Origin of the sequence: Ramlibacter pinisoli, from assembly GCF_009758015.1 — a bacterium.
In the GTDB taxonomy this organism is placed as follows: domain Bacteria; phylum Pseudomonadota; class Gammaproteobacteria; order Burkholderiales; family Burkholderiaceae_C; genus Ramlibacter; species Ramlibacter pinisoli.
The window spans coordinates 390,351-415,283 of the sequence record NZ_WSEL01000003.1; the positions used below are offsets into that span (position 1 = coordinate 390,351).

The 24,933-nt window shown below is 70.1% G+C and carries 23 protein-coding genes and 1 tRNA gene; 6 read left to right on the top strand and 18 right to left on the bottom strand.

Annotated elements, in window-relative coordinates; all coding sequences use genetic code 11:
• The first annotated feature begins 17 nt into the window (after window positions 1-17).
• Window positions 18-1,121 carry a ferrochelatase gene (gene hemH, locus GON04_RS03045; protein WP_157396512.1) on the top strand — a complete coding sequence of 368 codons (1,104 nt, stop codon included), beginning with the start codon at window positions 18-20 and terminating at the stop codon, window positions 1,119-1,121.
• On the opposite strand, the gene GON04_RS03050 is transcribed toward hemH, so the two are convergent.
• From GON04_RS03050 to GON04_RS03100, 11 genes are all read right to left on the bottom strand, one after another.
• Window positions 1,102-2,010, bottom strand: a complete 909-nt coding sequence (locus tag GON04_RS03050; RefSeq protein ID WP_157396513.1) for an alpha/beta fold hydrolase — start codon at window positions 2,008-2,010, stop codon at window positions 1,102-1,104. The genes hemH and GON04_RS03050 overlap by 20 nt on opposite strands.
• Window positions 2,011-2,044: 34 nt before the next feature.
• Window positions 2,045-4,309 carry a 3-hydroxybutyrate oligomer hydrolase family protein gene (locus GON04_RS03055; RefSeq protein WP_157396514.1) on the bottom strand — a complete coding sequence of 755 codons (2,265 nt, stop codon included), beginning with the start codon at window positions 4,307-4,309 and terminating at the stop codon, window positions 2,045-2,047.
• Window positions 4,293-5,447 (bottom strand): branched-chain amino acid ABC transporter permease, encoded by a 1,155-nt coding sequence (locus tag GON04_RS03060; protein ID WP_157396515.1) that lies wholly within the window; start codon window positions 5,445-5,447, stop codon window positions 4,293-4,295. Before GON04_RS03060 ends, GON04_RS03055 begins: the two co-directional genes overlap by 17 nt.
• 92 nt (window positions 5,448-5,539) lie before the next feature.
• Window positions 5,540-6,520 carry an ABC transporter permease subunit gene (locus GON04_RS03065; protein WP_181653859.1) on the bottom strand — a complete coding sequence of 327 codons (981 nt, stop codon included), beginning with the start codon at window positions 6,518-6,520 and terminating at the stop codon, window positions 5,540-5,542.
• Window positions 6,517-7,242, bottom strand: a complete 726-nt coding sequence (locus GON04_RS03070) for an ABC transporter ATP-binding protein (RefSeq protein ID WP_157396516.1) — start codon at window positions 7,240-7,242, stop codon at window positions 6,517-6,519. The genes GON04_RS03065 and GON04_RS03070 overlap by 4 nt, the downstream gene beginning before the upstream one ends.
• Window positions 7,239-8,009, bottom strand: a complete 771-nt coding sequence (locus tag GON04_RS03075; protein WP_157396517.1) for an ABC transporter ATP-binding protein — start codon at window positions 8,007-8,009, stop codon at window positions 7,239-7,241. Before GON04_RS03075 ends, GON04_RS03070 begins: the two co-directional genes overlap by 4 nt.
• A gap of 161 nt (window positions 8,010-8,170) precedes the next feature.
• Window positions 8,171-9,367: a substrate-binding domain-containing protein gene (locus GON04_RS03080; protein WP_157396518.1), complete on the bottom strand. Its 1,197-nt coding sequence runs from the start codon at window positions 9,365-9,367 to the stop codon at window positions 8,171-8,173.
• Window positions 9,368-9,510: 143 nt separating this feature from the next.
• Window positions 9,511-10,971: a sigma-54 interaction domain-containing protein gene (locus tag GON04_RS03085; protein ID WP_157396519.1), complete on the bottom strand. Its 1,461-nt coding sequence runs from the start codon at window positions 10,969-10,971 to the stop codon at window positions 9,511-9,513.
• A gap of 27 nt (window positions 10,972-10,998) precedes the next feature.
• Window positions 10,999-12,510: a tripartite tricarboxylate transporter permease gene (locus GON04_RS03090; RefSeq protein ID WP_181653860.1), complete on the bottom strand. Its 1,512-nt coding sequence runs from the start codon at window positions 12,508-12,510 to the stop codon at window positions 10,999-11,001.
• A 12-nt stretch (window positions 12,511-12,522) separates the two neighbouring features.
• Window positions 12,523-13,041 carry a tripartite tricarboxylate transporter TctB family protein gene (locus GON04_RS03095; protein WP_157396520.1) on the bottom strand — a complete coding sequence of 173 codons (519 nt, stop codon included), beginning with the start codon at window positions 13,039-13,041 and terminating at the stop codon, window positions 12,523-12,525.
• 77 nt (window positions 13,042-13,118) lie between these two features.
• A complete protein-coding gene (locus tag GON04_RS03100) occupies window positions 13,119-14,072 on the bottom strand; it encodes a Bug family tripartite tricarboxylate transporter substrate binding protein (RefSeq protein WP_157396521.1) in 954 nt (317 codons plus the stop codon).
• A gap of 126 nt (window positions 14,073-14,198) precedes the next feature.
• Here GON04_RS03100 and GON04_RS03105 point away from each other — a divergent pair, with 126 nt between their 5' ends.
• From GON04_RS03105 to GON04_RS03120, 4 genes are all read left to right on the top strand, one after another.
• On the top strand, window positions 14,199-14,870 hold the full coding sequence (locus GON04_RS03105) for a response regulator transcription factor (protein WP_157396522.1): 672 nt from the start codon (window positions 14,199-14,201) through the stop codon (window positions 14,868-14,870).
• Window positions 14,870-16,309 (top strand): sensor histidine kinase, encoded by a 1,440-nt coding sequence (locus tag GON04_RS03110; protein ID WP_157396523.1) that lies wholly within the window; start codon window positions 14,870-14,872, stop codon window positions 16,307-16,309. The genes GON04_RS03105 and GON04_RS03110 overlap by 1 nt, the downstream gene beginning before the upstream one ends.
• On the top strand, window positions 16,290-16,715 hold the full coding sequence (locus tag GON04_RS03115) for an RNA-binding S4 domain-containing protein (protein WP_157396524.1): 426 nt from the start codon (window positions 16,290-16,292) through the stop codon (window positions 16,713-16,715). The genes GON04_RS03110 and GON04_RS03115 overlap by 20 nt, the downstream gene beginning before the upstream one ends.
• 132 nt (window positions 16,716-16,847) lie before the next feature.
• Complete coding sequence (locus GON04_RS03120; RefSeq protein ID WP_157396525.1) at window positions 16,848-17,042, top strand: hypothetical protein; 195 nt, start codon at window positions 16,848-16,850, stop codon at window positions 17,040-17,042.
• A 70-nt stretch (window positions 17,043-17,112) separates the two neighbouring features.
• On the opposite strand, the gene GON04_RS03125 is transcribed toward GON04_RS03120, so the two are convergent.
• From GON04_RS03125 to cysS, 7 genes are all read right to left on the bottom strand, one after another.
• Window positions 17,113-17,904, bottom strand: coding sequence for a WecB/TagA/CpsF family glycosyltransferase (locus tag GON04_RS03125; RefSeq protein WP_157396526.1), 792 nt, complete (start codon window positions 17,902-17,904; stop codon window positions 17,113-17,115).
• Window positions 17,905-18,166: 262 nt separating this feature from the next.
• Window positions 18,167-18,259, bottom strand: a tRNA-Ser gene (locus GON04_RS03130).
• A 73-nt stretch (window positions 18,260-18,332) separates the two neighbouring features.
• Window positions 18,333-19,604: an aspartate kinase gene (locus GON04_RS03135; RefSeq protein ID WP_157396527.1), complete on the bottom strand. Its 1,272-nt coding sequence runs from the start codon at window positions 19,602-19,604 to the stop codon at window positions 18,333-18,335.
• 114 nt (window positions 19,605-19,718) lie between these two features.
• A complete protein-coding gene (gene tilS / locus GON04_RS03140) occupies window positions 19,719-20,699 on the bottom strand; it encodes a tRNA lysidine(34) synthetase TilS (RefSeq protein ID WP_157396528.1) in 981 nt (326 codons plus the stop codon).
• Window positions 20,662-21,639 carry an acetyl-CoA carboxylase carboxyltransferase subunit alpha gene (locus GON04_RS03145; RefSeq protein ID WP_157396529.1) on the bottom strand — a complete coding sequence of 326 codons (978 nt, stop codon included), beginning with the start codon at window positions 21,637-21,639 and terminating at the stop codon, window positions 20,662-20,664. Before GON04_RS03145 ends, tilS begins: the two co-directional genes overlap by 38 nt.
• Window positions 21,640-21,671: 32 nt before the next feature.
• Window positions 21,672-22,319: a DNA-3-methyladenine glycosylase family protein gene (locus GON04_RS03150; RefSeq protein WP_157396530.1), complete on the bottom strand. Its 648-nt coding sequence runs from the start codon at window positions 22,317-22,319 to the stop codon at window positions 21,672-21,674.
• Complete coding sequence (gene cysS / locus GON04_RS03155; RefSeq protein ID WP_157396531.1) at window positions 22,319-23,689, bottom strand: cysteine--tRNA ligase; 1,371 nt, start codon at window positions 23,687-23,689, stop codon at window positions 22,319-22,321. Before cysS ends, GON04_RS03150 begins: the two co-directional genes overlap by 1 nt.
• Before the next feature lie 153 nt (window positions 23,690-23,842).
• Here cysS and GON04_RS03160 point away from each other — a divergent pair, with 153 nt between their 5' ends.
• Complete coding sequence (locus GON04_RS03160) at window positions 23,843-24,922, top strand: nuclear transport factor 2 family protein (RefSeq protein ID WP_157396532.1); 1,080 nt, start codon at window positions 23,843-23,845, stop codon at window positions 24,920-24,922.
• Window positions 24,923-24,933: the final 11 nt, after the last annotated feature.

A 24,933-nucleotide genomic window follows, 5' to 3' on the forward strand; every position in this document is an offset into this window, starting at 1 on the left:
GCAGGCGAGAATACCGGATGCCCCCGGCCCTGCCTTACCAGACGGAACCGCCCTTCACCCACGGCCAGGCACCCGCCACCGGCGTGCTCCTGTGCAACCTGGGAACGCCCGACGAACCCACCCCCGACGCCGTGCGGCGCTACCTGCGCGAGTTCCTCGGCGACCCGCGCGTCGTCGAGATTCCGCGTGCCGTCTGGCTGCCGCTGCTGCACGGCGTCATCCTGCCGCTGCGCTCGGCGAAATCGGCCGCCAAGTACGCGACCATCTGGACCCCCGAAGGCTCCCCGCTGAAGGTCTGGACCGAGCGGCAGGCCAAGCTGCTGCAAGGCTGGCTGGGCGAGGCCGGGCACCGGGTCCTGGTGCGGTACGCCATGCGCTACGGCACGCCGTCGATCGCGTCGCAACTCGACGCCCTCAAGGCTGCCGGCGCCACCCGCATCCTGGTTTTGAGCGCGTACCCGCAGTACTCGGGCACCACCACGGCCAGCGTGGTCGACGAGGTGGCCAGCTGGAGCCGGCGCATCCGCCACGTGCCCGAACTGCGGTTCGTCAACCGTTACCACGACGACCGCGGCTACATCGAGGCCCTCGCCCGCCGCATCGAGACCCATTGGCGCCAGCACGGACGGCCCGACCACCTGGTCCTGAGCTTCCACGGCGTGCCCGAACGCACCCTGAAGCTGGGCGATCCCTACCACTGCGAATGCCAGGCGACCGGCCGCCTGCTGGCGGCACGCCTCGGCCTGGCGCCCGGCAGCTGGACGCTGTCTTTCCAGTCGCGCTTCGGCAAGGCCAAGTGGCTGGAGCCCTACACCCAGCCCACCCTGGTGGCGCTGGCACGCCGCGGCGTTGCCCGCGTCGACGTCGCCTGCCCGGGCTTCACCAGCGATTGCCTCGAGACCCTGGAGGAGATCGCGCAGGAAGGCCGCGATGCCTTCCTGGCGGCCGGGGGCAAGGCCTTCCACTTCATTCCCTGCCTGAATGCCGACGCGGCCTGGATCCGTGCGCTCGGCGAAATCACGGCGCGTCACCTGGCCGGCTGGCCGACGCAGCTGCCGGCCGACCCGCAAGCCCTGGCCGCCGCGCGCGACCGCGCCCTGGCTACGGGTGCAGCGCGCTGACGGGCCGGCGGCCGGCAGCCGCCTGCTCGTGGCCGTCGATGAAGCCCGCCACCAGGTCCAGCTGGTCCGGCACGTTCAGCGCCGGCGCATGGCCGCAGCCGGGAATCTCGACCACGCGGAACAGTCCCCGTGAACCGGGACCGCGGCGCTGCATCTCCTCCACCGCGTCGGGCAGCACCAGGTCGGAGTCGGCCCCGCGCAGGCACAGCACCGGGATGTCGATCGCGTCCCAGTGCTCCCACAGCTCGTAGTCGTTCGGGTGGTCGATGAACTGGCGCACCATGGCGGGGTCGTAGTGCGGCGTCACGCGGCCGTCGGGTAGCCGCCGGGTGGAGGTCTCGGTCAGCCGCCGCCACTGCGCATCGCTCAGCCAGCCGAAGGGCCGGTAGACCTGCCGGTAGAACGCCTCCAGTTCCGAGACCGTGGCGAAGGCCGGCGGACTGCCGGCGTAGGCCTTGATCCGCTCCAGCGCCGGGGCTGCCAGCCGCGGGGCGTTGTCGTTCAGCACCAGGCTGCGGATGCGGCCTTTCAGCTGCGGCTGCGCCAGGCCGGCCGCGCAGACGGTGCCGATGGCGCCGCCCATCGACGTGCCGACCCAGTGCGCCTGCTCGATGCCCAGGCGGTCCATCAGCTCGGCCGCGAGCTGCGCGTAGAACGCCAGCGTGTATTCGGCGCCGGGGTCGGCGCTCCACTGCGACAGGCCGCGGCCCAGCGTGTCGGGACAGACCACGCGCCAGCGGCCGGCCAGATGCTGAGCCAGTTCATCCATGTCGCGGCCGGTGCGGGCCAGCCCGTGCCAGGCGATCACCGTTCCCTGGTGCTGGCTGCCCCATTCGGTGTAGTGGATCTCGCGGCCGGCACAGGTCACGTAGTTGGATGTGAAGTGCATGGTGCTCCTGTCTCCGGGCCGCGGCACCGGCCCCTTACTGCGGGACGGCCAGCGTGGTGCCGGTCAGGCCGATGCGGTCGCCCGCCGCGGGCGTCAGGCTGATCGGCGGAATGTTGGTCGCCGTCAGCGCCGGGGCCGCGCCGGGCGTGCCGCCACGCGGCGTGGTGCGCACCACCTGGCTGGGCGGCAGCGCCGCGCCGGTGGTCAGGTGCGCGTACATCATGTCCATCGCCTGGTTGAAGTACACGTGCAGCGGGACGAACCGGGTGTCGAAGCCGGACAGCGGGATGAAGGTGTCGAAGTGCTGGCCGTTCGTGACCTCGATGTAGCTCAGCCTGGAATTCCTCTCGGCGCCGGCATTGAACGCCGTGTAGGCCCGGGCGTTGTTGTTCACGGGCACCAGGGCGTCGCTGCGGCCGCTGGCAATCAGCGTCGGGATGCCGCGCAGGTCGCCACTCACCGTCACCTCCGCAATGCCGGCCCGCACGGCGGCACTCTGGGCGGCCGTCGGCGTGGTGACCGCCGTGAGCGCCGCGCCGGTCACGGGGTTGGTGCCGGTCACCAGCGCCCGCTGGCACAGCGCCGTGTCGAGGCCGAAGTCCTGTGTCCCGGTGGAGGCCGAGAACGCGAACTGCCACGCCACCGAGCCACCCGGCGAGGCGTCATAGACCGGCGTCGCGGGCGTGCCGTTCGCCGTGCCGTTGGCGGTGGCGAAGCTCTGGGCCTTGGCCGTCGCAGTGGCGGCAATCGGCGCCCCGGCCAGGCTCACGGCAGCGAAACTGGTGGCGCACACGTTGTCCAGCACCGAGAAACGGCCGTAGGCCAGCGGGTACATCGCCGACAGGATGGGACCGTTGCCCAGGCCCCAGTAGCTGTTGTGCATCTGGTCGTGCTCGGCCGTCCAGCCGTAGGCCTTCAGCCTGGCGAGGGCGTCGGCCGACTGCGCCGCCACCGTCGCGCCGCTGACCAGGCCCTTGGCAGCCAGGCTGGCACAGCGTGCCTGGGCTCGCCCCAGGTTCATGCCGTTGATCGCCATCAGGTTGAAGATGCTGATTTCCGCCATGGGCGCAGCCAGCTGCGCGCACGGCTGGTACAGGTTGCCGAAGGTCACGTAGTCGGCCAGCGTCTTTCCCTGGCCGGCGGCCGGCACGCCGCCGACCGTGATGGCATAGCCGGTCGCGGTGGGCATCTCCAGGACGGGTTCGGACGCAACCACGCCGTCGATCAGGCCGGTCTTGTCCAGCTCGGCGGCGCGGATGACGGCGGCGCCGCCGTTGGACGCGGATCCGGCGATCACCAAAGTGTTGGACTTGTTCATGCGCGGCCCGCCCCGATTGCCGAGGTGGTCGTTGAGCGCGAAAAAGGCGTACTGCGCCGCCGCCAGCGTGTCGCTACCCCAGTCCTTCTCGGGGTTCTGCTGCGAATGCGCATGCTTGAGCGCGAAGCGGTTGGGCAGAAGCGCGTTGAACGCAGCGCGCGCGGCGTCGGTCACGTTGGCGGCGAATTGCGCCAGTGCGCCGGCAGCCGCGCGCGTGGCGCGGGTGCCATCGATCCGGTTCACCGTGTCGTCGCCCAGATCGTGCAGGCCGACGCCTTTGCCGGCGTCCGTCAGGGCCACGGCGCAGCCGTGCTTCAGCCCCCACTCACCGGCGGTGCCGATCGCACCGTAGACGCCGCGCGATCCGGACGATGGGCCGAGCACCAGGCACGCCTTGTCCCGGTTGAAGCTGTCCGGGATCTGCACCACCATGACGACGCGCTTGCGTCCGCTACCGTCGTCCAGCGAGGCGACGTATTCCACGCCGGGGATGAGGCCCTCGTTGCTGGTGACGGTGCCGTCCGTCGCCACGTTGGGGCCGTAGAAGGTGCCGTAGCCGCCCGCCGCCGACGGGTCGAGGATGCCGCGGTAGTTGGAGTACAGCGCGTTGCGGCGGAGTTCGGCCGCCGTCGGGTTGGCCGCATCGGCGTAGGCCGGCGCCGCCGCGGCGCCCAGGCCGGTCTTGCCGATGCCGCCCGTCAACAGATCCTGCGTCTGCGCGGTGGAGCCGGTCCCGACCGCGGTGGCGGGATAGCGGGTGACGCTGTGCTGCGTCACGTCCAGCGGCATCGCATTGGCCGGCAACTCGACATCCGGCGGCACATTCGCCCGCGGCGTGCTGGCCAGCACGCCCGACGCCAGGGCGGAAGAGGACGAGCCCCCTCCTCCGCCACAACCCGCCAGGGCCGCGGCGGCGGCAATGGCGCACAGGGGAAGGAAGCGGCGCGGCGAGGTGCGCCCAGGATCAGCTGTTTTCAACATAGTCTCCTTGCTTGCTCTTCTTGCGGGTGGATGCGGCCGGAACGGCCGCGGCGGGGGAAACCGGTCGCGGGCGCGCCGGCGCCTGCAGCGCGCGCAGGCGGCCGACGACACCGGTGGGGAAGTAGTACACGGAGAGGACGAACAGCACGCCGAGCCACAGCAGCCAGCGGTCCGGCGAGAGCAACGCCGCCAGCCAGGGCAGCCCCGCGGCCGCTTCGCTGGCGATCCGCAGCAGATCCTGCAGGTAGCTCTGGGCGACGACGAACAGGCCGGAGCCGATCGCCGCGCCGTAGATGGTGCCCATGCCGCCGATCACGACGATCAGCAGCACGTCGAGCATCACCTCGAACGACAGCGAGGTGTCCGGGCCGTTGTAGCGCAGCCAGAGGGCCAGCATAGCACCGGCCAGGGTCGCGAACAGCGCCGACAGGATGGCCGAGGTGGTGCGGTAGACCACCACCCGGTAGCCGATGGCCTCGGCGCGGAACTCGTTCTCGCGGATCGCCTGCAGCACGCGCCCGAACGGCGAGTTCACGATGCGCAGCAGCGCCAGCACCAGCACGAGCGCCGTGACGAACAGCAGGTAGTAGCAGGCCAGGCGGCCGTCCAGGCTCACGCCCAGGAAGGGCTCGGCGGCGAATTCGTGGCTGGGCGACAGCAGTTCCGGCACCTTGAACGTCAGGCCATCCTCGCCGCCGGTGATGTCCGACAGCTGGGACGCCAGCGTCTGGAAGGCGGCCGCGACCGCCAGCGTGATCATCGAGAAGAAGATCGCCCGCACCCGCAGCGAGAACAGGCCGATGCCCAGGGCCAGCACGAACGACAGCGCGAGCGCCGCGGCGATGCCCAGGCCCAAGGCGCCCCACCCCGGGCCGAGCCGGGTGAACGCGATCGCCACGCCGTAGGCGCCGATGCCGAAGAACATGGTGTGGGCGAAGCTGACGATGCCGGTGTAGCCCAGCAGCAGGTCGAAGCTCGCCACCAGCACCACGAACACCAGCACCTTGGCGGCGACGTTGAGGGCCTTGACGCCGGGCACCAGGAACGGAGCGAACGCCAGCGCGAGCAGCAGCGCGACCAGCACTACCGCCAGCACGCGGCTGCGCGGAAAGTCGTGGGAGAGGAGTCGGGCCAGCATGGTCAGGACTCCCGATGGGCCGCCCCCAGGGAGGCCTGGGCCCCCTCGGAGGGCAGCGACGACACGACGTGTGGAGCGTGGGGGCTCATGATTCACCGCGACAGCGCGTAGACGCCCTGCGGCCGCCACAGCAGGACGGCGAGCATGAGCGCGATGTTGGAGAACAGCGCCGCCTTGGGCACCAGGAAGCCGGTGTAGTTGGCCATCAGGCCGACCAGCAGGGCCCCGATCAGGGCGCCGCCGGTGGATCCCAGCCCGCCGATGATCAGCACGATGAAGATCAGCACGTTCACCTGGGCGCCCATCTGCGGCACCACGTTCTGCTGGTACAGGCCCCACATGACGCCGCCCAGGCCGGCCAGAGCGCTGCCGGCCACGAACACGCCGACGAACAGCACGTGGATGCGGTAGCCGAGCGACTCGACCATTTCGCGGTCCTGCACGCCGGCGCGGATCAGCAGGCCGAGCTTGGTGCGCGTGAGCGTCCACAGCAGGCCGGCGAAGACCGCCAGGCCCACCACCACGGCGATCAGGCGGTACTTCTCGACCGCCGCATCGCCCAGCAGAAGCGTGCCGCGCATGCCCGGCGGCAGCGGCAGCGGAATCTGCAGCGGGCCCCAGATGACCTTGATCAGCTCCTCGCCGATGATCATCCCGCCCATGGTGATGAGGATCTGCTTGAGGTGGTTGCCGTAGACCGGCCGCACGATCAGGCGCTCGAACGCGAGGCCGATGGCTGCGGCCACGGCCATCGCCACCAGCATCGCCGGCACCACCGCCACCAGGTTGCGCCACAGGCTCTCCGAGCCGGTCCAGTCGCCCATGCTGCCCAGCACGCTGGTGGCGACGAAGGCGCCGAGCGCGATGAACACGCCGTGGCCGAAATTGAGCACGTCCATCAGCCCGAACACCAGCGTCAGGCCGGAGGCGATGATGAAGATGATCATGCCCATCGCCAGGCCGGCCACGGTGAGCGTGACCCAGGTCGAGCCGGAGCCGATGAACGGCAGCACGGCCAGCGCCAGCACGGGCACCAGCGCCAGCGGCTTCCAGTCGAGGTCCAGCCCTTTCACAGCGCCAGCCCCAGCAGCGACTGCTGCAGGTCCTCGTCGTCGGCCAGGGCCTGCATGGACCCGGCGTGCACGACCTGGCCGTTGTCCATCACGGCGACGGTGTCGCCCAGCCTCTTGGCGAAATTGAAGTTCTGCTCGACCAGCAGGATGGTGACGCCGCTCTCCTTCAGCTGGGCGAAGGCGTCGATCATGTTGTTGATGATGGCCGGCGCCAGGCCCTTGCTGGGTTCGTCGATCACCAGCAGCTCGCGCGGCTCGACGATGGCGCGCGACACGGCCAGCATCTGCTTCTGCCCGCCCGACAACTTGCCCGCCGGGTGGTTCCAGAACTTCTCGACCGCCGGGAACAGCGAGAAGATCCACTGCAGCCGGGACTCGTCCATCTGGCTGGCGTGGCGCGCCGCACGCGCGGCCAGCAGCATGTTCTCGCGCACCGTGAGGTCGGCGAAGATGCCCATGGTCTCGGGCACGTAGGCCACGCCCAGGCCGGCGATCTGCGGCGTCGGCAGTGCGGTGATATCGCGCCCGGCCAGCGTCACGCGGCCGCGCGAGGCCTTCCACAGGCCCATGATGGTGCGCAGCGTCGTCGTCTTGCCGGCGCCATTGCGCCCCAGCAGCATGGTGAGCTGGCCGCGCGGCACCACCAGGTCCACGCCGTGCAGGATGTGGTACGCGCCGATGTGCGTGTGCACCCCTTCGAGGGTGAGCAGGTTGTCGTTCATGCGGCCTCCTTCGCCACGCCCAGATAGGCTTCCTGGACGATGGGGGAGGCAATCACGGTGGCAGGATCGCCGTCCGCCACCAGCGTGCCGTTGTGCAGCACGATGATGCGGTCGGCCAGTTCGCGCACCACGTCCATCTTGTGTTCCACCAGCAGGATCGTCTTGGTCCGGTCCGCCTTCAGCCGGCGGATCAGGTCGAGGATGACGGGCGCCTCGGCGGCGTTCATGCCGGCCGTGGGCTCGTCGAACATGAACACCTGCGGCTCCAGCGCCATCAGCATGGCGACCTCCAGCTTGCGCTGGTCGCCGTGCGGCAGGTTGGCCACCAGTTCGTGTTCCTTGTCCTTCAGCGCGATGTCGGCCAGGATGGCGTCGGCCCGCTCGCGCAGCGCGGCGTGGTCGCTCCACACGCTCCACAGGTTCAGGCCGCGCCGGTGGGCGCCGTCTCGCGCCGCCTGCACCGCCAGCCGCACGTTCTCCAGCACGGTCAGGCGCGGGAACAGGTTGGTGAGCTGGAATGCCCGGCCCAGCCCGGCCCGCGTGCGTCCCGAGGCCGGCAGGCGCGACAGGTCGCGGTCGCCCAGGTGCACGGTGCCGGCGCTGGCCGGCAGCTGGCCCGAGATCAGGTTGAAGTAGGTCGTCTTGCCGGCGCCGTTCGGGCCGACGATGGCCGTGAGCGTGCCCGGCTCGAAGCTGCAGCTGACGCCGTTGACGGCCACGTGGCCGCCGAAGCGAACGGTCAGGTTCTCGGTGACGAGTCGGCTCATGGAATCGCAGGTGAGCGCGAACGAGCGCGCAGGGTGGCCCATGGACGGCGCGCAATGGCATGCAGCGCCGTCCCCCTTGCACCGAGGAGCCGGCTTTGCCGGGCCTCGATGGACTGATCAGAGCACCCGCGAATCGCCCGGCGATGCGCGGGTGAACGTCCCTATCGCTTGTTCTTGACCGGGACGGTCATCTCTTCCGGCTTGATCTCGCGCACGAGTTCAGGCACGCCCCAGGCGAACGCCGGGTCGTCCTTGATCCGGAAGTGGTACATGCTCTGCATGGCCTGGTGGTCTTCCTTGCGGAAGGTCATCTTGCCCTTGGGCGTGTCGAAGCTCATGCCTTCCATGGCGGTGATGAGCTTGTCGGCCCCCGTGTCGCCGTTGGTCTTCTTGAGCGCGGCCACGACCGCCATGCCGGCCGAGAAGCCGCCCGCGGTGAAGAAGTCCGGCGGCGACTTGAACTGCTTGTAGTGCATCGCGACCATGGCCTCGTTGGCCGGGTTCTTGGGGATGCCGAAGTAGTAGTACGCGGCGCCTTCCATGCCCGGGAAGCGCTTGTAGGAGGTCATCGCCGGCAGGATGTTGCCGCCCGAGGCCACCTCGATGCCGAACCGGTTCTTCAGGTCGGCGTCGGCCAGGGCGTTGTAGGGCGGCGTGCCGCCGGCCCAGACCACCTCGATGATCTTGCGGCCCGGCTTGTCCTTGAGCGCCGCGATCAGCCGCTGCAGGCCGGCCGTGAAGTCGGTCGTCGTCGGCGGCAGGTACTCCTCGTGGACGATCTTGGACTTCTTCAGCGCTTCCTTGAACGCCTTGACGCCGTCGCGGCCGAACGCGTAGTCCTGCGCCAGCATGGCGATGGACACGCCGTCCTTGTCGACCGCCACCGCGTTGGAGATCGCGTCCTGCGAGCTGTTGCGGCCGGTGCGGAAGATGTACTTGTTCCACTTCTCGCCGGTGATGGCGTCGGCCACCGCGGGCTCGACCAGCAGGATCTTCTTGTATTCCTCGGCCACCGGCAGCATCGCGAGGGCGACGCCGGACGAGGTGGGCCCGATGGCGAGGTCGACCTTGTCGTCGGCGTAGGCCGTGGCCAGGAGCGACTTGCCCAGGTCGGGCTTGCCCTGGTCGTCCTTCTCGAGGACGACGATCTTGCGGCCGTTGACGGCCATGGTGCCGCCGGTCGCGTACTCCAGTCCCATCAACAGGCCGACCTGCGTCTGCTTGCCGTAGGCCTCGAGCGGGCCCGTGCGGCTGTAGATGTGGGCGATCTTGAGGTCCTTGCCCTGGGCGAACGCCAGGGATGAGGACAAGGTCGTGGCGGCCAGTGCGGCCAATGCGACCCAGGTGCGTCGTTGCATGTGCTTGTCTCCTGTTGGAACTGCAGAACCCGGGCTGGCGTTCGCACGCGCCGTGCCAGCCTGGCAAGTGCTTGATTTGTAAGGCTTCTCCGACGACTGATCCGCCGGGTGCCTGAAGATCAGCCAGGTCGAGTGTATGGTTTTCAGGCAACTGCCTGGAGATCAGACATTCTCTCGTAGAGCTTGGCGCGCGAGATGCCGAGCATCCGGGCCGCCGCGACCTTGTTGCCGCTGGTGGCCAGCAGTGCCGCCGCGATCGCGGCCCGTTCCACCTCGGCCACCTGCTCGGACAGCGGCCGCAAACGGTCGGACGGTGCCGCCGGTGCCGGGCCGGACGTGGCGGCCGGTGCGACCTGCTCCACCCCGGACTCCCGCAGGACCTGCTCCAGGTGCTGCGGCTCGATGCGCGGCGAGTCGCTGCGCATCACGGCCTGTTCGACCACGTTGCGCAGCTCGCGGATGTTGCCCCGCCACGCCTGCGCGGCCAGCAGCGCCGTGGCGTCGGCACTGAGCTCCGGCGGCGGCGTCCCGTTGCGCAGGGCCATGTCCTCGCCCAGCACTTCCAGCAGCGCCGGGATGTCGGCACGCCGCTCGCGCAGCGGCGGCACCCGGATGGGCAGGACGTTGAGGCGGTAGTAGAGGTCCTCGCGGAACCGCCCGGCCCGCACCAGCGCGCCGAGGTCGCGCGAGGTGGCGGCGATCACGCGCGCATCGAACGGCACGACCTTGTTCGAGCCGAGCGGCTCGATCTCGCCCTCCTGCAGCGCCCGCAGCAGCTTGGCCTGCAGCGACAAGGGCATGTCGCCGATCTCGTCGAGGAACAGCGTGCCGCCGTCGGCCAGCTTGAACTTGCCGTCGCGGCCCTTGCGGTCGGCACCCGTGTAGGCCCCGGGCGCCACCCCGAAGAATTCGGCTTCCAGCAGCGTGTCGGGCACGGCGGCGATGTTGACGCTGACCAGCGGGCCGTCCGCGCGCGCCGACGCCGCGTGGATGGCATGCGCCAGCAGCTCCTTGCCGGTGCCGGTCTCGCCCAGCAGCAGCACCGGGCTGGACGACGCGGCCGCGCGCCGCGCCTGCCGCTTGACCTCGACCGCCGGCGCGCTGGAGCCGACGAAGCTGGCCAGCGTGTACTTGGTGCGGCGCTGGCTGGCCAGTTCGCGCCGGGCATCGTCGAGGTCGCGCTGCAGGTTCGCGAACTTGTGGATCAGTGGCTGCAGCGTCGTCTCGGGGTGGTCGAACAGCACGATGCCCAGGGCGCCGATCACCTGGCCGGCCGCGTCGCGCAGCGGGATGCGGCTGACCACGAAGGTGCCGGCCTTGTTCGACAGCAGGTCGATGAGGATGGGCTTGCCGGTGCGGATGACCCGGTCCATCTGCGTGTTCTGCACCACCTCGGCCACCGGATGGCCGACGAAGTCTTCCACCCGCGGGTAGCCCAGGGCCGGCAGGAACCGCTTGTACTGCTCGTTGATCCAGACCACCCGGCCGTCGCGGTCGACCAGCAGCATGCCCTCGCTCGCATTGGCGAACAGGTCGAACATCGACCGTGCGGCCAGCTCCAGGATGCTCTGGCCGTCGCGCGGCAGGCTGTCGTCTTGCGGCATGGGCCGCATCTTAGCGACGGCCCAGCGTCAGGCCGCCGCCGCCGCCTCCCGCCGCGCCGACAGGACCTTCAGCAGCCGCGGCAGGACCAGCACGGCGACGATGACGACCATCAGGGCCACCGACATCGGGCGCTCCAGGAACACCCGGCCGCTGCCCTCGCCGATCGACAGGGCGTTGCGCAGCTGCGCCTCCGCCAGCGGTCCCAGGATCATCCCGACGACGACCGGCGCGGTCGGGAAGTCGAAGCGGCGCATCAGCACGCCCGCCAGGCCGATGCCCCATAGCAGCACCAGGTCGAACGCGCTCTGGCGCATGCCGTAGGCGCCCACGGTGGCGAAGATCAGGATGCCGGCGTACAGCTGCGGCTTGGGAATCTTCAGCAGCTGCACCCACAGCTTGACCAGCGGCAGATTCAGGATCAGCAGCATCACGTTGCCGATGTAGAGCGACGCGATCAGGGCCCAGACCAGCGCGGCCGAGGTGGTGAACAGCTGCGGGCCGGGCTGGATGCCGTAGTTCTGGAACGCGCCCAGCAGGATGGCGGTGGTGTTGGAGGTCGGGATGCCCAGCGTCAGCAGCGGGATCATGGCGGCGGTGACGGTGGCGTTGTTGGCCGCCTCCGGGCCGGCCACGCCCTCGATGGCGCCGGCACCGCCGAACTCGGCCCGGTGCTCGCCCTTGGCCAGCTTCTTCTCGACCGCGTAGCTGAGGAAGGTGGGGATTTCCGTGCCGCCGGCCGGGATGCAGCCGAACGGCGTGCCGATGGCGGTGCCGCGCAACCAGGCGGGGATCGAGCGCTTCCAGTCGCTGCCGCTCATGTAGACCCGGCTCATGCGGTTCTGCGTCTCGTGCTCCCGGCCCTCGTAGAGGCCGAAGTACAGCACCTCGGCCACCGCGAACAGGCCCACCGCCACCAGCACGATCTCGATGCCGTCAAGCAGCTCGGCGACGCCGAACGTGTAGCGCGCCTGGCCCGAGATCTGGTCCAGGCCGATCAGGCCCACGGCCAGCCCGATGAACAGCGAGGTCATGCCGCGCACCGTGCTCTTGCCCAGCACCGCGCTGACGGTGGTGAACGCCAGCACCATGAGCAGGAAGTACTCGGGCGGGCCCAGCCGCACAGCGAAGTCGGCCACGTAGGGCGCGAACAACGTGACGATCACGGTCGCGATGGTGCCGGCCACGAACGACCCGATGGCGGCGGTGGCGAGCGCCGCGCCGGCGCGCCCGCTCTTGGCCATCTTGTTGCCCTCCATCGCGGTGACCATGCTGGCCGTCTCGCCCGGCGTGTTCAGCAGGATGGAGGTGGTGGAGCCGCCGTACATCGCCCCGTAGTAGATGCCCGCGAAGAAGATCATCGACGAGGTGATCTCCACCTTGGCCGTGATCGGCAGCAGCATGGCCACGGCCACGGCCGGGCCGATGCCGGGCAGCACGCCGACGGCGGTGCCGAGGGCACAGCCCACCAGGGCCCAGAGCAGGTTGGCGGGGGTGATGGCGACGGCAAAGCCGTGCAGCAGGGCGCTGAGGATGTCCACGGGGTGCCTCCTTCAGAGCCAGCCGGTGCCGGTGAGCCCCGGCAGGTTGATGGCCAGGAACCGGGTGAACATCCAGTACACCGGCGCCGCGATCGCCAGGCCGGTGAACGCGTCGATGGCCAGCGTGCGCGGCTGGCTGACGCCGGGCTGCCCGGTTGCGCGGCGCAGCCCCTGCACGGCCAGCAGGTAGCACAGGCCGCAGCTCAGGATGAAGCCGATGATGGTGATGAGGGCGGCATTCGCCAGCAGGCCGGCCGAGACCCAGGCGATGCCGGGCCACCAGGCCTGCGCGGCGCCGGACGGCGCATCCATGTCGCGGAAGCCCCCGGTGCGCGCCTCACGCACGATCAGGATGCCGCAGATGGTGAGCACGACGGCCACCACCCAGGGCAGGAAGTTGGGCCCGGCGCCGCCGTAGCCGGCCTCGGACGGGATGCTGATCGCGCCCGCGCCCAGGGCCACGCCGAGCAGGACGATGCCGGCGCCGACCAGGGTCTGCGCCAGCGCGGGGGATGCGGGGGTGTCGCTCATCGTGTCTCCTCGGAACTCGTGAAAACGCCCGGCGGGGCCGGGCGTTGGGGCGTGGTCGGCCGGCGGGAAGGCGCCGTTCAGACCATGCCGGACTTGACCATGGTGGCGCGCAGGCTGGCGAACTCGTCGTCGACGAACTTGGCGAACTCGGCGCCGCTCATCACGGCCGGCGTCCAGTCGTTCTTCTCCAGCGACTCCTGCCACGACTTGGTCTTCATGGCGGCCAGCACCATGTCGGTCAGGGCCTTCTTCTGCGCATCGGTGATGCCGGGGCCGCCATAGACACCGCGCCAGTTGCCGATCTCGACGTCGATGCCCTGCTCCTTCAGCGTGGGCACGTTGTTCAGGCGCTTGGCCGAGGTGACCGCGATGGGCTTCATCTTGCCGGACTTGATGTACTCGGCGAATTCGCTGAAGCCGCTGCCGCCCACCGTGACGTTGCCGCCCAGGATGGCCGCGGTGGCCTCGCCGCCCCCGCGGAAGGCGACGTAGTTGATCTTGGACGGATCGACGCCGACCTTCTGCGCGATCATGGCCGCGGCGATGTGCTCGGTGGAGCCTCGCGAGCCGCCGCCCCACTTGACGCTGCCCGGGTCCTTCTTGAGCTGGGCGACCACGTCGGCCATCGTCTTGAAGGGCGAGTTGGACGGCAGCACGAACACGTTGTATTCGCTGGTCAGGCGCGCGATGGGCGTGACCTGCGACAGGTTAACCGGCGGCTTGCCGGTGATGATGCCGCCCAGCATGACGGCGCCCATCACCATCAGGGCGTTCGGGTCGCCCTTGGCGGAATTGACGAACTGCGCCAGGCCCAGCGCCCCGGCGGCGCCGCCCTTGTTGTCGTAGGTGACGCTGTCGGCCACCTTCGCATCCTGCAGGGCCTTGCCCAGCGCCCGGCCGGTGGTGTCCCAGCCGCCCCCCGGGTTGGCCGGGATCATCATCTTGACGGCGGCGGCGGCGCGGGCCGACAGCGGCAATGCGCCGGCGGCGGCCAGCGCGGCCATGGACTTGAGGAAGGTGTCGCGGCGCATGGACTGTGTCTCCTTGGAAGCGGATGCTGCGGTACGGCGCGATGATGCGCCGCGGGGCTGTCAATCGGCTGTCCAAGGCATTGGGGAAACTACGGAGCGCCGCTTCCGCTACCCTGCCGGGCTTCCATGCAAGTGCTCCTGGTCGAGGACGACCCCTCCATGCGCGCGGCGCTCGAACGCAGCCTGTCGCGCCGCGGCCTGGCCATCGTCGGCTGCGGCGATGGCCACGAGGCGCTGGCGCACTGGCGTGCCGGCGCCTTCGACGTCGTCGTGCTGGATCTCAGCCTGCCCGGACTGGACGGCCTGGAGGTCCTGGCCGCCGGCCGCGCGCAGGGGCTGGCCACGCCGGTCCTGATCCTCACCGCCCGCGGCACCGTGGGCGACCGCGTGCTGGGCCTGAACACCGGCGCCGACGACTACCTGCCCAAGCCGTTCGACCTCGACGAGCTCGAAGCCCGCGTGCGCGCCCTCGGGCGCCGCCGCGCCGAGCCGGCCGCCCCCGCCGCCGACCTGCAGCTGGGGGCGTTGCGGCTGGACCGCCTGAGCGGCGCGGTCTACCACGGCAGCGACGTGCTGGAACTCACGCCGCGCGAGGCCGCCCTGCTCCAGGCCCTCATGGCCCGGCCCGGCCATGCGGTGGCGAAGGAGCGCCTGTTCGAGCTGGTGTTCCCCGGCGAGCCGGACCTGCAGGTCGAGGCGGTGGAGGTGGTGGTCTACCGGCTGCGCAAGAAGCTGGCCGCCACGGGGGTCACGCTGATGACGCTGCGCGGCCTGGGCTACCTGGTCAAGGCCGCCTGATGCCGCCGGTACCGGGCGGGACCGTCTCCCTGCGGCGCTACCTGCTGCTGGGCATCCTCGGGCCGGTGCTGGTGCTGGTGGCCGCCAACGCGATCAGCCTCTACCGCGAGACGCTGGACGCGCTGAACACGGCCTACGACCGCACCCTGCTCGCCTCGGCCAAGGTCATCGGCGAGCAGCTGGACGTCACCGGCTACGACCGCCAGGCCGTGCTGCGTGCCACCGTGCCCTACTCCGCCCTCGAGGCGTTCGAGGCCGACAACCGCAGCCGGCTGTTCTACCGCGTGTCCGACCTGCACGGCGAGCTGGTGTCGGGCTACGGCGACCTTCCCTTCTGGCGCGGCGAGCTGCCGCTGCGTCCGCCCTACGCCGCGCTGGTCGACTTCTACGACGACCGCTTCCGCGGCGAGGCCGTGCGCGTGGCCGTCCTGCTGCAGCCGGTGGCAAGCGGCACCGGCCGCGGCATGGCCGTCGTGCAGGTTGCGGAAACGCTGGAACTGCGGCGGCGGCTGGCGCGCGAGATCCTGCTGGACACCCTCTGGCACCAGGCCCTGCTGGTGGCGGTGATCGCGCTGGTGGCGGCGGTCGTCGTCCAGCGTGCCACGAAGCCGGTGCGCAAGCTGTCGGCCCGCCTGCAGGCACGCGCGGAGAGCGACCTGACGCCGATCGCCGCACCGGACGCCCCGCGCGAGCTGCTGCCGCTGGTGGAAGCGACCAACGGGCTGATGGCGCGGCTGGCCCAGCTGCTGGACAACCAGAAGCGCTTCGTGCGCGACACGGCGCACCAGCTGCGCACGCCGCTGGCGGTGCTCAAGACCCAGGTGCAATCGGCGCTGCGCGGCGATGTCGAGCCGCGGCAGGCGCTGCAGGAGGTGAATGCCACCGTCGACCGGGCCACGGTGCTGGCGAATCAGATGCTGTCGCTGGCCAAGGTGGAGCAGTTGCGCGGCGAGCCGGGCGCCGACGTGCACGACCTGGCGGCTGTGGTGCGGGAGATCGCGCTCGAGCTGTCGCCCCTGGTGGCGGAGCGGGACCTGGACTTCGTGCTCGCCACGACGGCGGCGCCGGTGCGCGCGCACGACTGGATGCTGCGCGAGCTCACGCGCAACCTGCTGCACAACGCCATCCGCCACAGCCCGGCCGGCGGCTCGCTGGCGGTGCGCGTGGTCACGGATGGCCGCTGGACGGCCCTGACGATCGCCGACGAGGGCCCGGGCGTCGACCCGGCCGTGCGGCAGCGCCTGTTCCAGCCCTTCGCAGCCGGCGGCCTGCGCGGCGGCTCCGGACTGGGCCTGGCGATCTGCCACGACATCGTCCAGGTGCTGGGCGGCAGCATCGTGCTCGAGGATCGCACGGTGGGCAGCCGAATCGCCGGGCTCGATGCCACGGTCCGGCTGCCGCTTGCCACAATCAGGACCGATGGACCGACTGCGCATTGACAAGTGGCTGTGGAGCGCGCGCTTCTACAAGACGCGCACCCTGGCGGCCGAGGAGATCGGCAAGGGCCGGGTGGAAGTGAACGGCCAGGAGGCCAAGCCGGCGCGCGAGGTGAAGGTGGGCGACACCGTGGCCATGCGGCGCGAGGCCGTCACCCGCACGGTGGTGGTCAGGGGCCTGTCGTCCGTGCGTGGCCCGGCGCCGGTGGCGCAGCAGCTGTACGAGGAAACACCCGAGAGCCTGAAGGCCCGCGAGGCGGCGGCCCAGCAGCGGCACTATGCCAAGGAGCCCGCGCTGGCCATCGAGCACGGCCGGCCCACCAAGCGCGGTCGGCGCGACCTGGATGCGGCCAATCGCCAGGGCTGGGGCGATCGCTGGAGCGCCTCGGTCGACGACGACGCGAACTGAGCCTGTCGGACGCCTCCGACGAGCTTGTCGGAGCTGAACCATTTGTCACGTCGAAGCCAGCCGTTGGTCACGGAATTGCCATCACCCCGGTCAATACTCGCGGTCTCCCAGCAGTTCAAGGAGGACAGACCCATGAACGAACGCAAGACCCGCTCCATGCTCCAGCGCGTGCCCGTCATCCTCGCGGTGACAGCGGCCTCGTACGGCCTGCAGCTGCCGCCCGCCTTTGCGCGGCCGACCGGCACCAATGGTTCGGCCGGCATCTCGGCCAGCCAGCCGGTCAACCCGCCCCCCGTCCAGACCAAGGCCAGCCGCCGCGCTTCCTGAGGCGCGATGAGCCCCGTCCAACAAGGCCGCCGCGAGGCGGCTTTTTCATTGGCAGAAGCCGAAGCGCCGATCAGCGTTGACGGTCCGCACGCGCCCCATCGAGGCGGTCGGCCATGGCCCGGCGAAAGAGCACGGCCGCGAACGGCAGGTCTTCGAGCACATAGCGGCGGAACAACCGTTTGGGCTCCTGCACGAGGCGGTGCATCCACTCCAGGCCGAGCTTCTGCATCAGCGGCGGCGCACGCCTGCGGTGGCCGGCGATGAAGCTCAGGCTGATCCCCACCCCCATCCAGCAGACATTGGGCAGCCGCTTGTGCAGCTTGTGGATCACGAGTTCCTGCTTGGGCGACCCCAGGGCCACCAGCACCAGGTCGGGCCGTGCCTCGGACAGCGTCGCGGCCACTTGCTCCACTTCCGCGTCGGTGGGCCGCGCGCTGAACCAGGGTGAACTCAGGCCGGCGATCTGCAGCGTCGGGAACTCCGCGACGAGCTTGTCGGCGGCCGCCCGCGCGGCACCCGCCTCACCACCCAGGAGATACACGCGCCAGCCGCCCTCGGCCGCACGCTGGCACAGCGGCCGCACGAGCGAGGAGCCGGCCACCCGCTCTGGCAGTGGCGTGCCCTGCAGATGGCTGGCCCACACCAGCGGCATGCCATCGGCGACGCGCACGTCGGCGTCCGCATAGATGCGGCGCGCTGCCGGGTCCTTCACGAAGCGGCGCAGGAAATCGAGGTTGGCTGTGACGACCCAGAGGCCCTTGCCGCGCGCCAGGCTCGCGAACAGGTGGTCGAGCAACATCTCCGATCGGACGCTGGCGAGAGCCATGCCGCACAGCACGACGAGGGGGAAGTTTTGGGGCATCGGGCGATGCTCGGCGCTTGCCCCCTTTTCAAGGTGTTTGCGCCTGTAGCAATGCGCGTGCGACCCATCGGGCGGCAAGCCAACGCCGGCCTTGCACCGAGCGCGGCAAGGCCGTTACGACCCGAGAGGACTTGGACAGGATGAGCCAGGCCCGGCAACCAAAAAGAACATGTTTGTGTGGCTCAGGAGGAGGCCATGTCAATGGCCCAGCCGAGGGGGCCGGAAAAGCAAAACGGGCCGCGAGGCCCGTTGCTGTTTGCGCTGGCGGAAACGGAGGGATTCGAACCCTCGATGGGGCTCTACACCCCATACTCCCTTAGCAGGGGAGCACCTTCGGCCACTCGGTCACGTTTCCAGCGCGAGAGCGATTATGCCCCAAGGCCCTGCCCTTTTCTGCGGGGCCGGATGGGGCAGTTCCACCACCGGCGTCAGCCCGCGGCAGGCTGGTCGAGGTCGAACGCGCGATGCAGCGCGCGCACCGCCAGTTCCATGTACTTCTCGTCGATGACCACCGAGGTCTTGATCTCGCTGGTGGAGATCATCTGGATGTTGATGCCGTCCTCGGCCAGCGCCCGGAACATCTTGCTGGCGATGCCGACGTGGCTGCGCATGCCGATGCCCACGATGCTCACCTTGCAGATGCGGGTGTCGCCCTCCAGGCGATCGGTGCCCAGGCTGGGAAGCACCTTGGTCTTGAGCAGGTCCATCGTGCGCGCGTAGTCGTTGCGGTGCACGGTGAAGCTGAAGTCGGTCTTCCCGTCCTTGGAGATGTTCTGGATGATGACGTCGACCTCGATGTTGGCGTCGGCCACCGCGCCCAGGATGCTGTAGGCGATGCCCGGCCGGTCGGGCACGCCCAGGATCGAGACCTTGGCCTCGTCACGGTTGAAGGCAATGCCGGAAACGACGGCTTGTTCCATTTGTTCGTCTTCCTCGAAAGTGATCAGGGTGCCGGACTTGGCCTCTTCCTCGATCGGGATGTCCCAGGGGGTGAAGCTCGACAGCACGCGCAGCGGCACGCGGTACTTGCCGGCGAACTCGACCGAGCGGATCTGGAGCACCTTGGAGCCCATGGAGGCCATCTCCAGCATCTCCTCGAAGCTCACGGTGGCGAGGCGGCGCGCCTCGGGGACGACGCGCGGGTCGGTGGTGTAGACGCCGTCGACGTCGGTGTAGATCAGGCACTCGGCGGCCTGCATGGCCGCTGCCACCGCCACCGCCGACGTGTCGCTGCCGCCGCGGCCCAGTGTGGTGATGTGGCCGCCGTCGTCCATGCCCTGGAAGCCGGTGATGACCACCACCTTGCCGGCGGCCAGGTCGGCGCGCACCCTGGCGTCGTCGATCGACTCGATGCGGGCCTTGGTGTAGGCGCTGTTGGTGCGCACCGGCACCTGCCAGCCGGCGTAGCTGACGGACTCGACGCCTTCGGCCTGCAGCGCGATGGCCAGCAAGCCGACCGAGACCTGCTCGCCGGTGGAGCCCAGCATGTCCAGCTCGCGCAGGTAGGCGTCGGAGGGCTTGGCGGGCGCCAGCTCCTTGGCCAGCCCGAGAAGGCGGTTGGTCTCGCCGCTCATGGCGCTGGGCACGACCACCATCTGGTGGCCGGCGCGCGCCCACTTGGCGACCCGCTTGGCGACGTTGCGGATGCGCTCGGTCGAGCCCATCGACGTGCCGCCGTATTTGTGAACGATCAGTGCCATGGAAGATGCGTAGAAAAGCCCGAGCCGGAAGCTGCCGGTCGGGCCGCACGGGAAACCGCGCATTTTAGCCGCCGCCGGGCGCGGCTACCTCTTCCGTATCCGTTCCGTGCCCCTTCAGGCTGGGTCGAAGCGCAACCGGGGTCCCTCCCGCAGGACGTGGCCGGTTCCGACCCGCAGCCGCACGGCATGGCCGCGGGTGGTGCAGTCCGCCACCTGGTCGAGCAGCTCATCGAGCTGCGCCGCGCTCGCCGCGGTGTCGTGGAAGGCGCGCAGCCAGTGCCGCAGCACGTTGGCCTGGCGGTCGCGCGAGAGCACCTGCAGGCGGGCCAGCAACGGCGAGCCGTCCATCGCGTCCAGGTCCTGCGCGGCCACCTCGTCGAGCAGGCGCTGCGCCTGCGCCGCATGCCGGGCCGAGCGGGCGAACGTCACGCGCCAGGTGGGAAACGCGGCGGCGATCGCGGGCAACACGGTGTGCCGGATCCGGTTGCGCGTGAACCGCGTGTCGGCGTTGCTGGGGTCGTCGACGAAGGGGATACCGGCAGCCGCCAGCCACTCGCGCAGCGCGGCGCCACTGGTGTCCAGCAGCGGGCGCAGGAAGGTCACCCCGTCACGATCGAAGTCGACCGGCATCGCCGCCAGGCCCGGCAGGCCAGCGCCGCGGCTGAGCGCCAGCAGGACGGTCTCGACCTGGTCGTCGGCGTGCTGGGCGAGCAGCACGCAACCGATTCCGGCTTGGCGCGCCGCCTGTGCCAGGGCGCCATAGCGTGCCCGGCGGGCGGCATCTTCCGGGCTCTCGCCAGGCTGGTGGCGGGCATCGACGCGCTGCACGTGCAGGGGCACGCCGGCGTCGGCGCAGGTGCTTGCACAGCGGGCCTCGAACGCATCGGCCGCGGCCTGCAGGCCATGGTGGACATGGAGCGCATGCACGCGACCGGGCCAGCGCTCGGCCGCCGCCAGCAGCAGGGCCGTGGAATCGGCGCCGCCGCTGTAGGCGACACCGACGGGGAACGGGGGATCGAACGCCTGCAGCGGCGCCAGCGCGGGGTTGGCCGGCCGGTCAGCGGGCCTCGGCCTTGGTGTCGCTGAATCGGCCATAGCTTTGCAGCCGCTCATAGCGCCGATCGAGCAGCTCGCGCGGCTTGAAGTCGGCCAGCTGCCGCCAGGCGTCGTTGAGGCCGCGCTTGAGGAAGGCGGCCATCTGCTTGTGGTCGCGGTGCGCGCCGCCCACGGGCTCGTTGACGATCTTGTCGACCAGGCCCAGGGCCTTGAGGCGGTGCGCGGTGATGCCCATGGCATCGGCGGCGTCCTGCGCCTTCTCCGATGTCTTCCAGAGGATGGAGGCGCAGCCCTCGGGGCTGATGACCGAGTAGATGGAGTACTGCAGCATCAGGACCTGGTCGGCCACCGAGATGGCCAGCGCTCCGCCGGAGCCGCCCTCGCCGATCACGGTCGTGATGATGGGCACCTCGAGCTGGGCCATCTCGTAGATGTTGCGGCCGATAGCCTCGGACTGGCCGCGCTCCTCGGCGTCGATGCCGGGGTAGGCGCCGGGGGTGTCGACGAACGTGAACACCGGCAGCTTGAACTTCTCGGCCGTCTTCATCAGCCGCAGCGCCTTGCGGTAGCCCTCGGGCCGGCTCATGCCGAAGTTGCGCGCGGCACGCTCCTTGGTGTCGCGGCCCTTCTGGTGGCCCAGGACCATGCAGGGATTGCCGTTGAAGCGGGCCAGGCCGCCGACGATGGACAGGTCGTCGGCGAAGTGGCGGTCACCGTGCAGCTCGATGAAGTCGGTGAAGATCTCCGCCACGTAGTCGAGCGTGTACGGTCGCTCCGGGTGGCGCGCGATCTTGGTGATCTGCCACGGCGTGAGCTGCGCGTAGATGTCCTTGGTGAGCTGCTGGCTCTTCTTGGAGAGCTGGTCGATCTCTTCCGAGATGTCGACGGCGGATTCGGACTGGACGTAGCGCAGCTCGTCGATCTTGGTCTCGAGTTCGGCGATGGGCTGCTCGAAATCCAGGAATGTCTTCTTGGCCAAGGCGTTGGCTCCTTGTGGTGCGGGGCTGCTGGTCAGTAGACGGGCAGCGGGTCGAGCGACCGCCAAATATACCAAGTCGCCACGCTGCAGTAGGGCTGCCAGGCGGCGGCCACCTCGCGGGCCTCGCTGCGGCTGACCGGGTCGCCCGAGAAATAGTTGCGGCTGATGCCGGTGATGAGGCCCGCGTCGTCCAGCGGCAGGACGTTGGGCCGCATCATGTGGAAGATGAGGAACATCTCGGCAGTCCAGCGGCCGATGCCGCGGATGCCGACCAGCTCGGCGATGATGGCCTCGTCGTCCATCCCGGGCCAGGCATTGGCGTGGATCGCGCCCGAATCGAAATGCAGGGCCAGGTCGACCAGGTATTCGATCTTGCGCGCCGACAGGCCGGCCTGTCGCATGTCGTCGACCTTGAGCTTGAGCACGTTGGCCGGCGTCATCCGGCGCGGCAGCCGTGCGAAACGGTCCCAGACGCTCTGCGCCGCCTTCACCGAGATCTGCTGGCCCACGATGCTGCGCGCCAGCGTGGTGAACGCGTCGCCGCGCGACTGCAGGCAGGCGTCACCGAACTGCGGGATCAGGCGCTTGAGGACCCGGTCCTTGCGCGCCAGGTGCCGGCAGGCCTCGGGCCAGTAGTCGGGCTTGACGAATTCGACCGGGGAGCCGACGGCGTCCGACATCAGGACGCCTCCCAGGTGGTGCCGGTCGGCGAATCCTTCAGCACGATGCCCTGGGCCAGCAGCTCGGCGCGGATGCGGTCGGCGGCGGCGAAGTCCCTGGCCTGCTTGGCGGCGGCGCGGGCGGCGATCTGCTGCTGGATGTGGGCCTCGTCGACCGTCGTGCCGCCGCGCAGGTAGGCGCGCGGGTCACCCTGCAGGATGCCCAGCGTGGCGCCGAGGGCCTTGAGCAGCCCGGCCGCCTGCGGCGACTTCGAGCGGTTGACCTCGGCAGCCAGCTCGAACAGCACGGCCACTGCCTCGGGCGTGGCGAAGTCGTTGTTCATCGCCGCGCGGAACCGGGCCGCATGCGGTGCCGACCAGTCGATCTCGACCGCTGCCGGCGGCACGGCGTCCAGCGCCGTGTACAGGCGGCGCAACGCGCCGCGCGCGTCCTCGAGGTGGGCGTCGCTGTAGTTCAGCGGGCTGCGGTAATGGGTGCGGACGATGAAGAAGCGCAGCGTCTGCGCATCGAACTTGCGCAGGACGTCACGCACCGTGAAGAAGTTGCCCAGCGACTTCGACATCTTCTCGTTGTCGATGTTCACGAAGCCGTTGTGCATCCAGAAGCGCGCCAGCGGCACGCCATTGGCGCCCTCGCTCTGCGCGATCTCGTTCTCGTGGTGCGGGAAGGTCAGGTCGGCGCCGCCGCCGTGGATGTCGAAGGTGTCGCCCAGCAGGCTGCAGGCCATCGCCGAGCATTCGATGTGCCAGCCCGGCCGCCCGGCGCCGTATTCGCTGGGCCACTGGGCGTCGGCCGGCTCGGTGGGCTTGGCGGCCTTCCACAGCACGAAGTCGAGCGGGTCGTCCTTGCCCTCGAGCACCGCCACCCGCTCGCCGGCATGCAGCTCGTCGAGCGACTTGCCCGACAGCTTGCCGTAGCCGGGAAAGCGCCGCACGGCGTAGTTGACGTCGCCGCCACTGCGGTACGCCAGCCCCTTGCCCTCGAGCTTGCGCACGATGTCCAGCATCTGCGGCACGTAGTCGGTGGCGCGCGGATCGTGCGTCGGCCGTTCGATGCCCAGGGCATCGAAGTCGCGGTACATCTCGTCGATCATGCGGCGGGTGAGAGCGCGCACCGGCTCGCCGTTCTCGACCGCCCGGCGGATGATCTTGTCGTCGATGTCGGTGATGTTGCGCACGAACGTGACGCGCAGGCCACGCGTGCGCAGCCAGCGCTGGACGATGTCGAACGCCACGTTGGCGCGGGCGTGGCCCACGTGGCAGAGGTCGTACACGGTGATGCCGCAGACGTACATCCGCACGTGGCCGGGCTCGAGGGGAACGAAGTCCTCCAGCGCCCGCGTCAGTGTGTTGTAGATGCGCAGGCTCATGACGTGTGTGGGGGGCGCGGCGGCGGTGTCCGGCGCTCGCAGAGGTGGCTTCTCGGGGGACGGGGACCGGGTTTCTTGTCGAGGTGCCCGGCTACAATCGGCCGCAGTATATAGCCCGCCGGGCACGCCTGACGCGCATTCTCGAGGCCTCCCATGTCGCACGCCCGCCCCACCTTCCCGCACACGCTCCGACTGCTGGCCCTGGCCGCGGCGCTGGTCTCCGGCCTCGCACATGCCGACGATTATTCCGACGTCAACCAGCTGCTGCGTTCGGGCAAGACGGCCGAGGCGCTGGCCAGGTCCGACCAGTACCTGGCCGGCAAGCCGCGCGATCCGCAGATGCGCTTCCTGCGCGGCGTCATCCTCACCGAGTCGGGCCGCACCAACGACGCCATCGCCAGCTTCCTCAAGCTCACCGAGGACTACCCCGAGCTGCCCGAGCCGTACAACAACCTTGCGGTGCTCTACGCGGGCCAGAGCCAGTTCGACAAGGCCAGGGCCGCCCTCGAGATGGCGATCCGCACCAACCCGAGCTACGCCACCGCGCACGAGAACCTCGGCGACGTCTACGCCAAGCTGGCCAGCCAGGCCTACAGCAAGGCGCTGCAGCTCGACGCCGCCAACACGGCGGTCCAGCCCAAGCTCGCGCTGATCCGCGAACTGTTCGCCCCCGCGCCTGCCAAGGGCGGGCGTCCCGCGACGCCGGCCGCCGCCGCGCCGGTCCCGGCCGCCTCGACCACGACGGCCAAGTCGCCGGCAGCTGCACCCGCTCCCGCAGCAGCGGCGGCCCCGGCGCTTGCTCCCGCACCCGCCGTGACCGCGAAGGCTCCGGCTGCCGCGCCCGCGGCCACGCCGGCCGCCGCGCCGGCCACGACGGCGGCGCCCGCTGCCGCCGCCGGCACAAAGGACGTCGAGTCGGCCGTGCAGGCCTGGGCGACCGCCTGGTCGTCCAAGGACGTCGGCGGCTACCTGGCCGCCTACAGCAAGGAATTCGATCCGCCCGGCAACCAGTCCCGCAAGGCCTGGGAGGACGAGCGGCGCCAGCGCATCGTCGGCAAGTCGCGCATCAGCGTGCGGCTGTCCGATGTGTCGGTGTCCGTCAACGGGAGCAAGGCAGTCGCCAGGTTCAAGCAGGCCTACAGCGCCGACAGCCTGAACGTCACCAGCCGCAAGACGCTCGACCTGCAGAAGGTCGGCGATCGCTGGGTCATCGTCCGCGAGAGCACCGGCTGACCCTCGCCCGC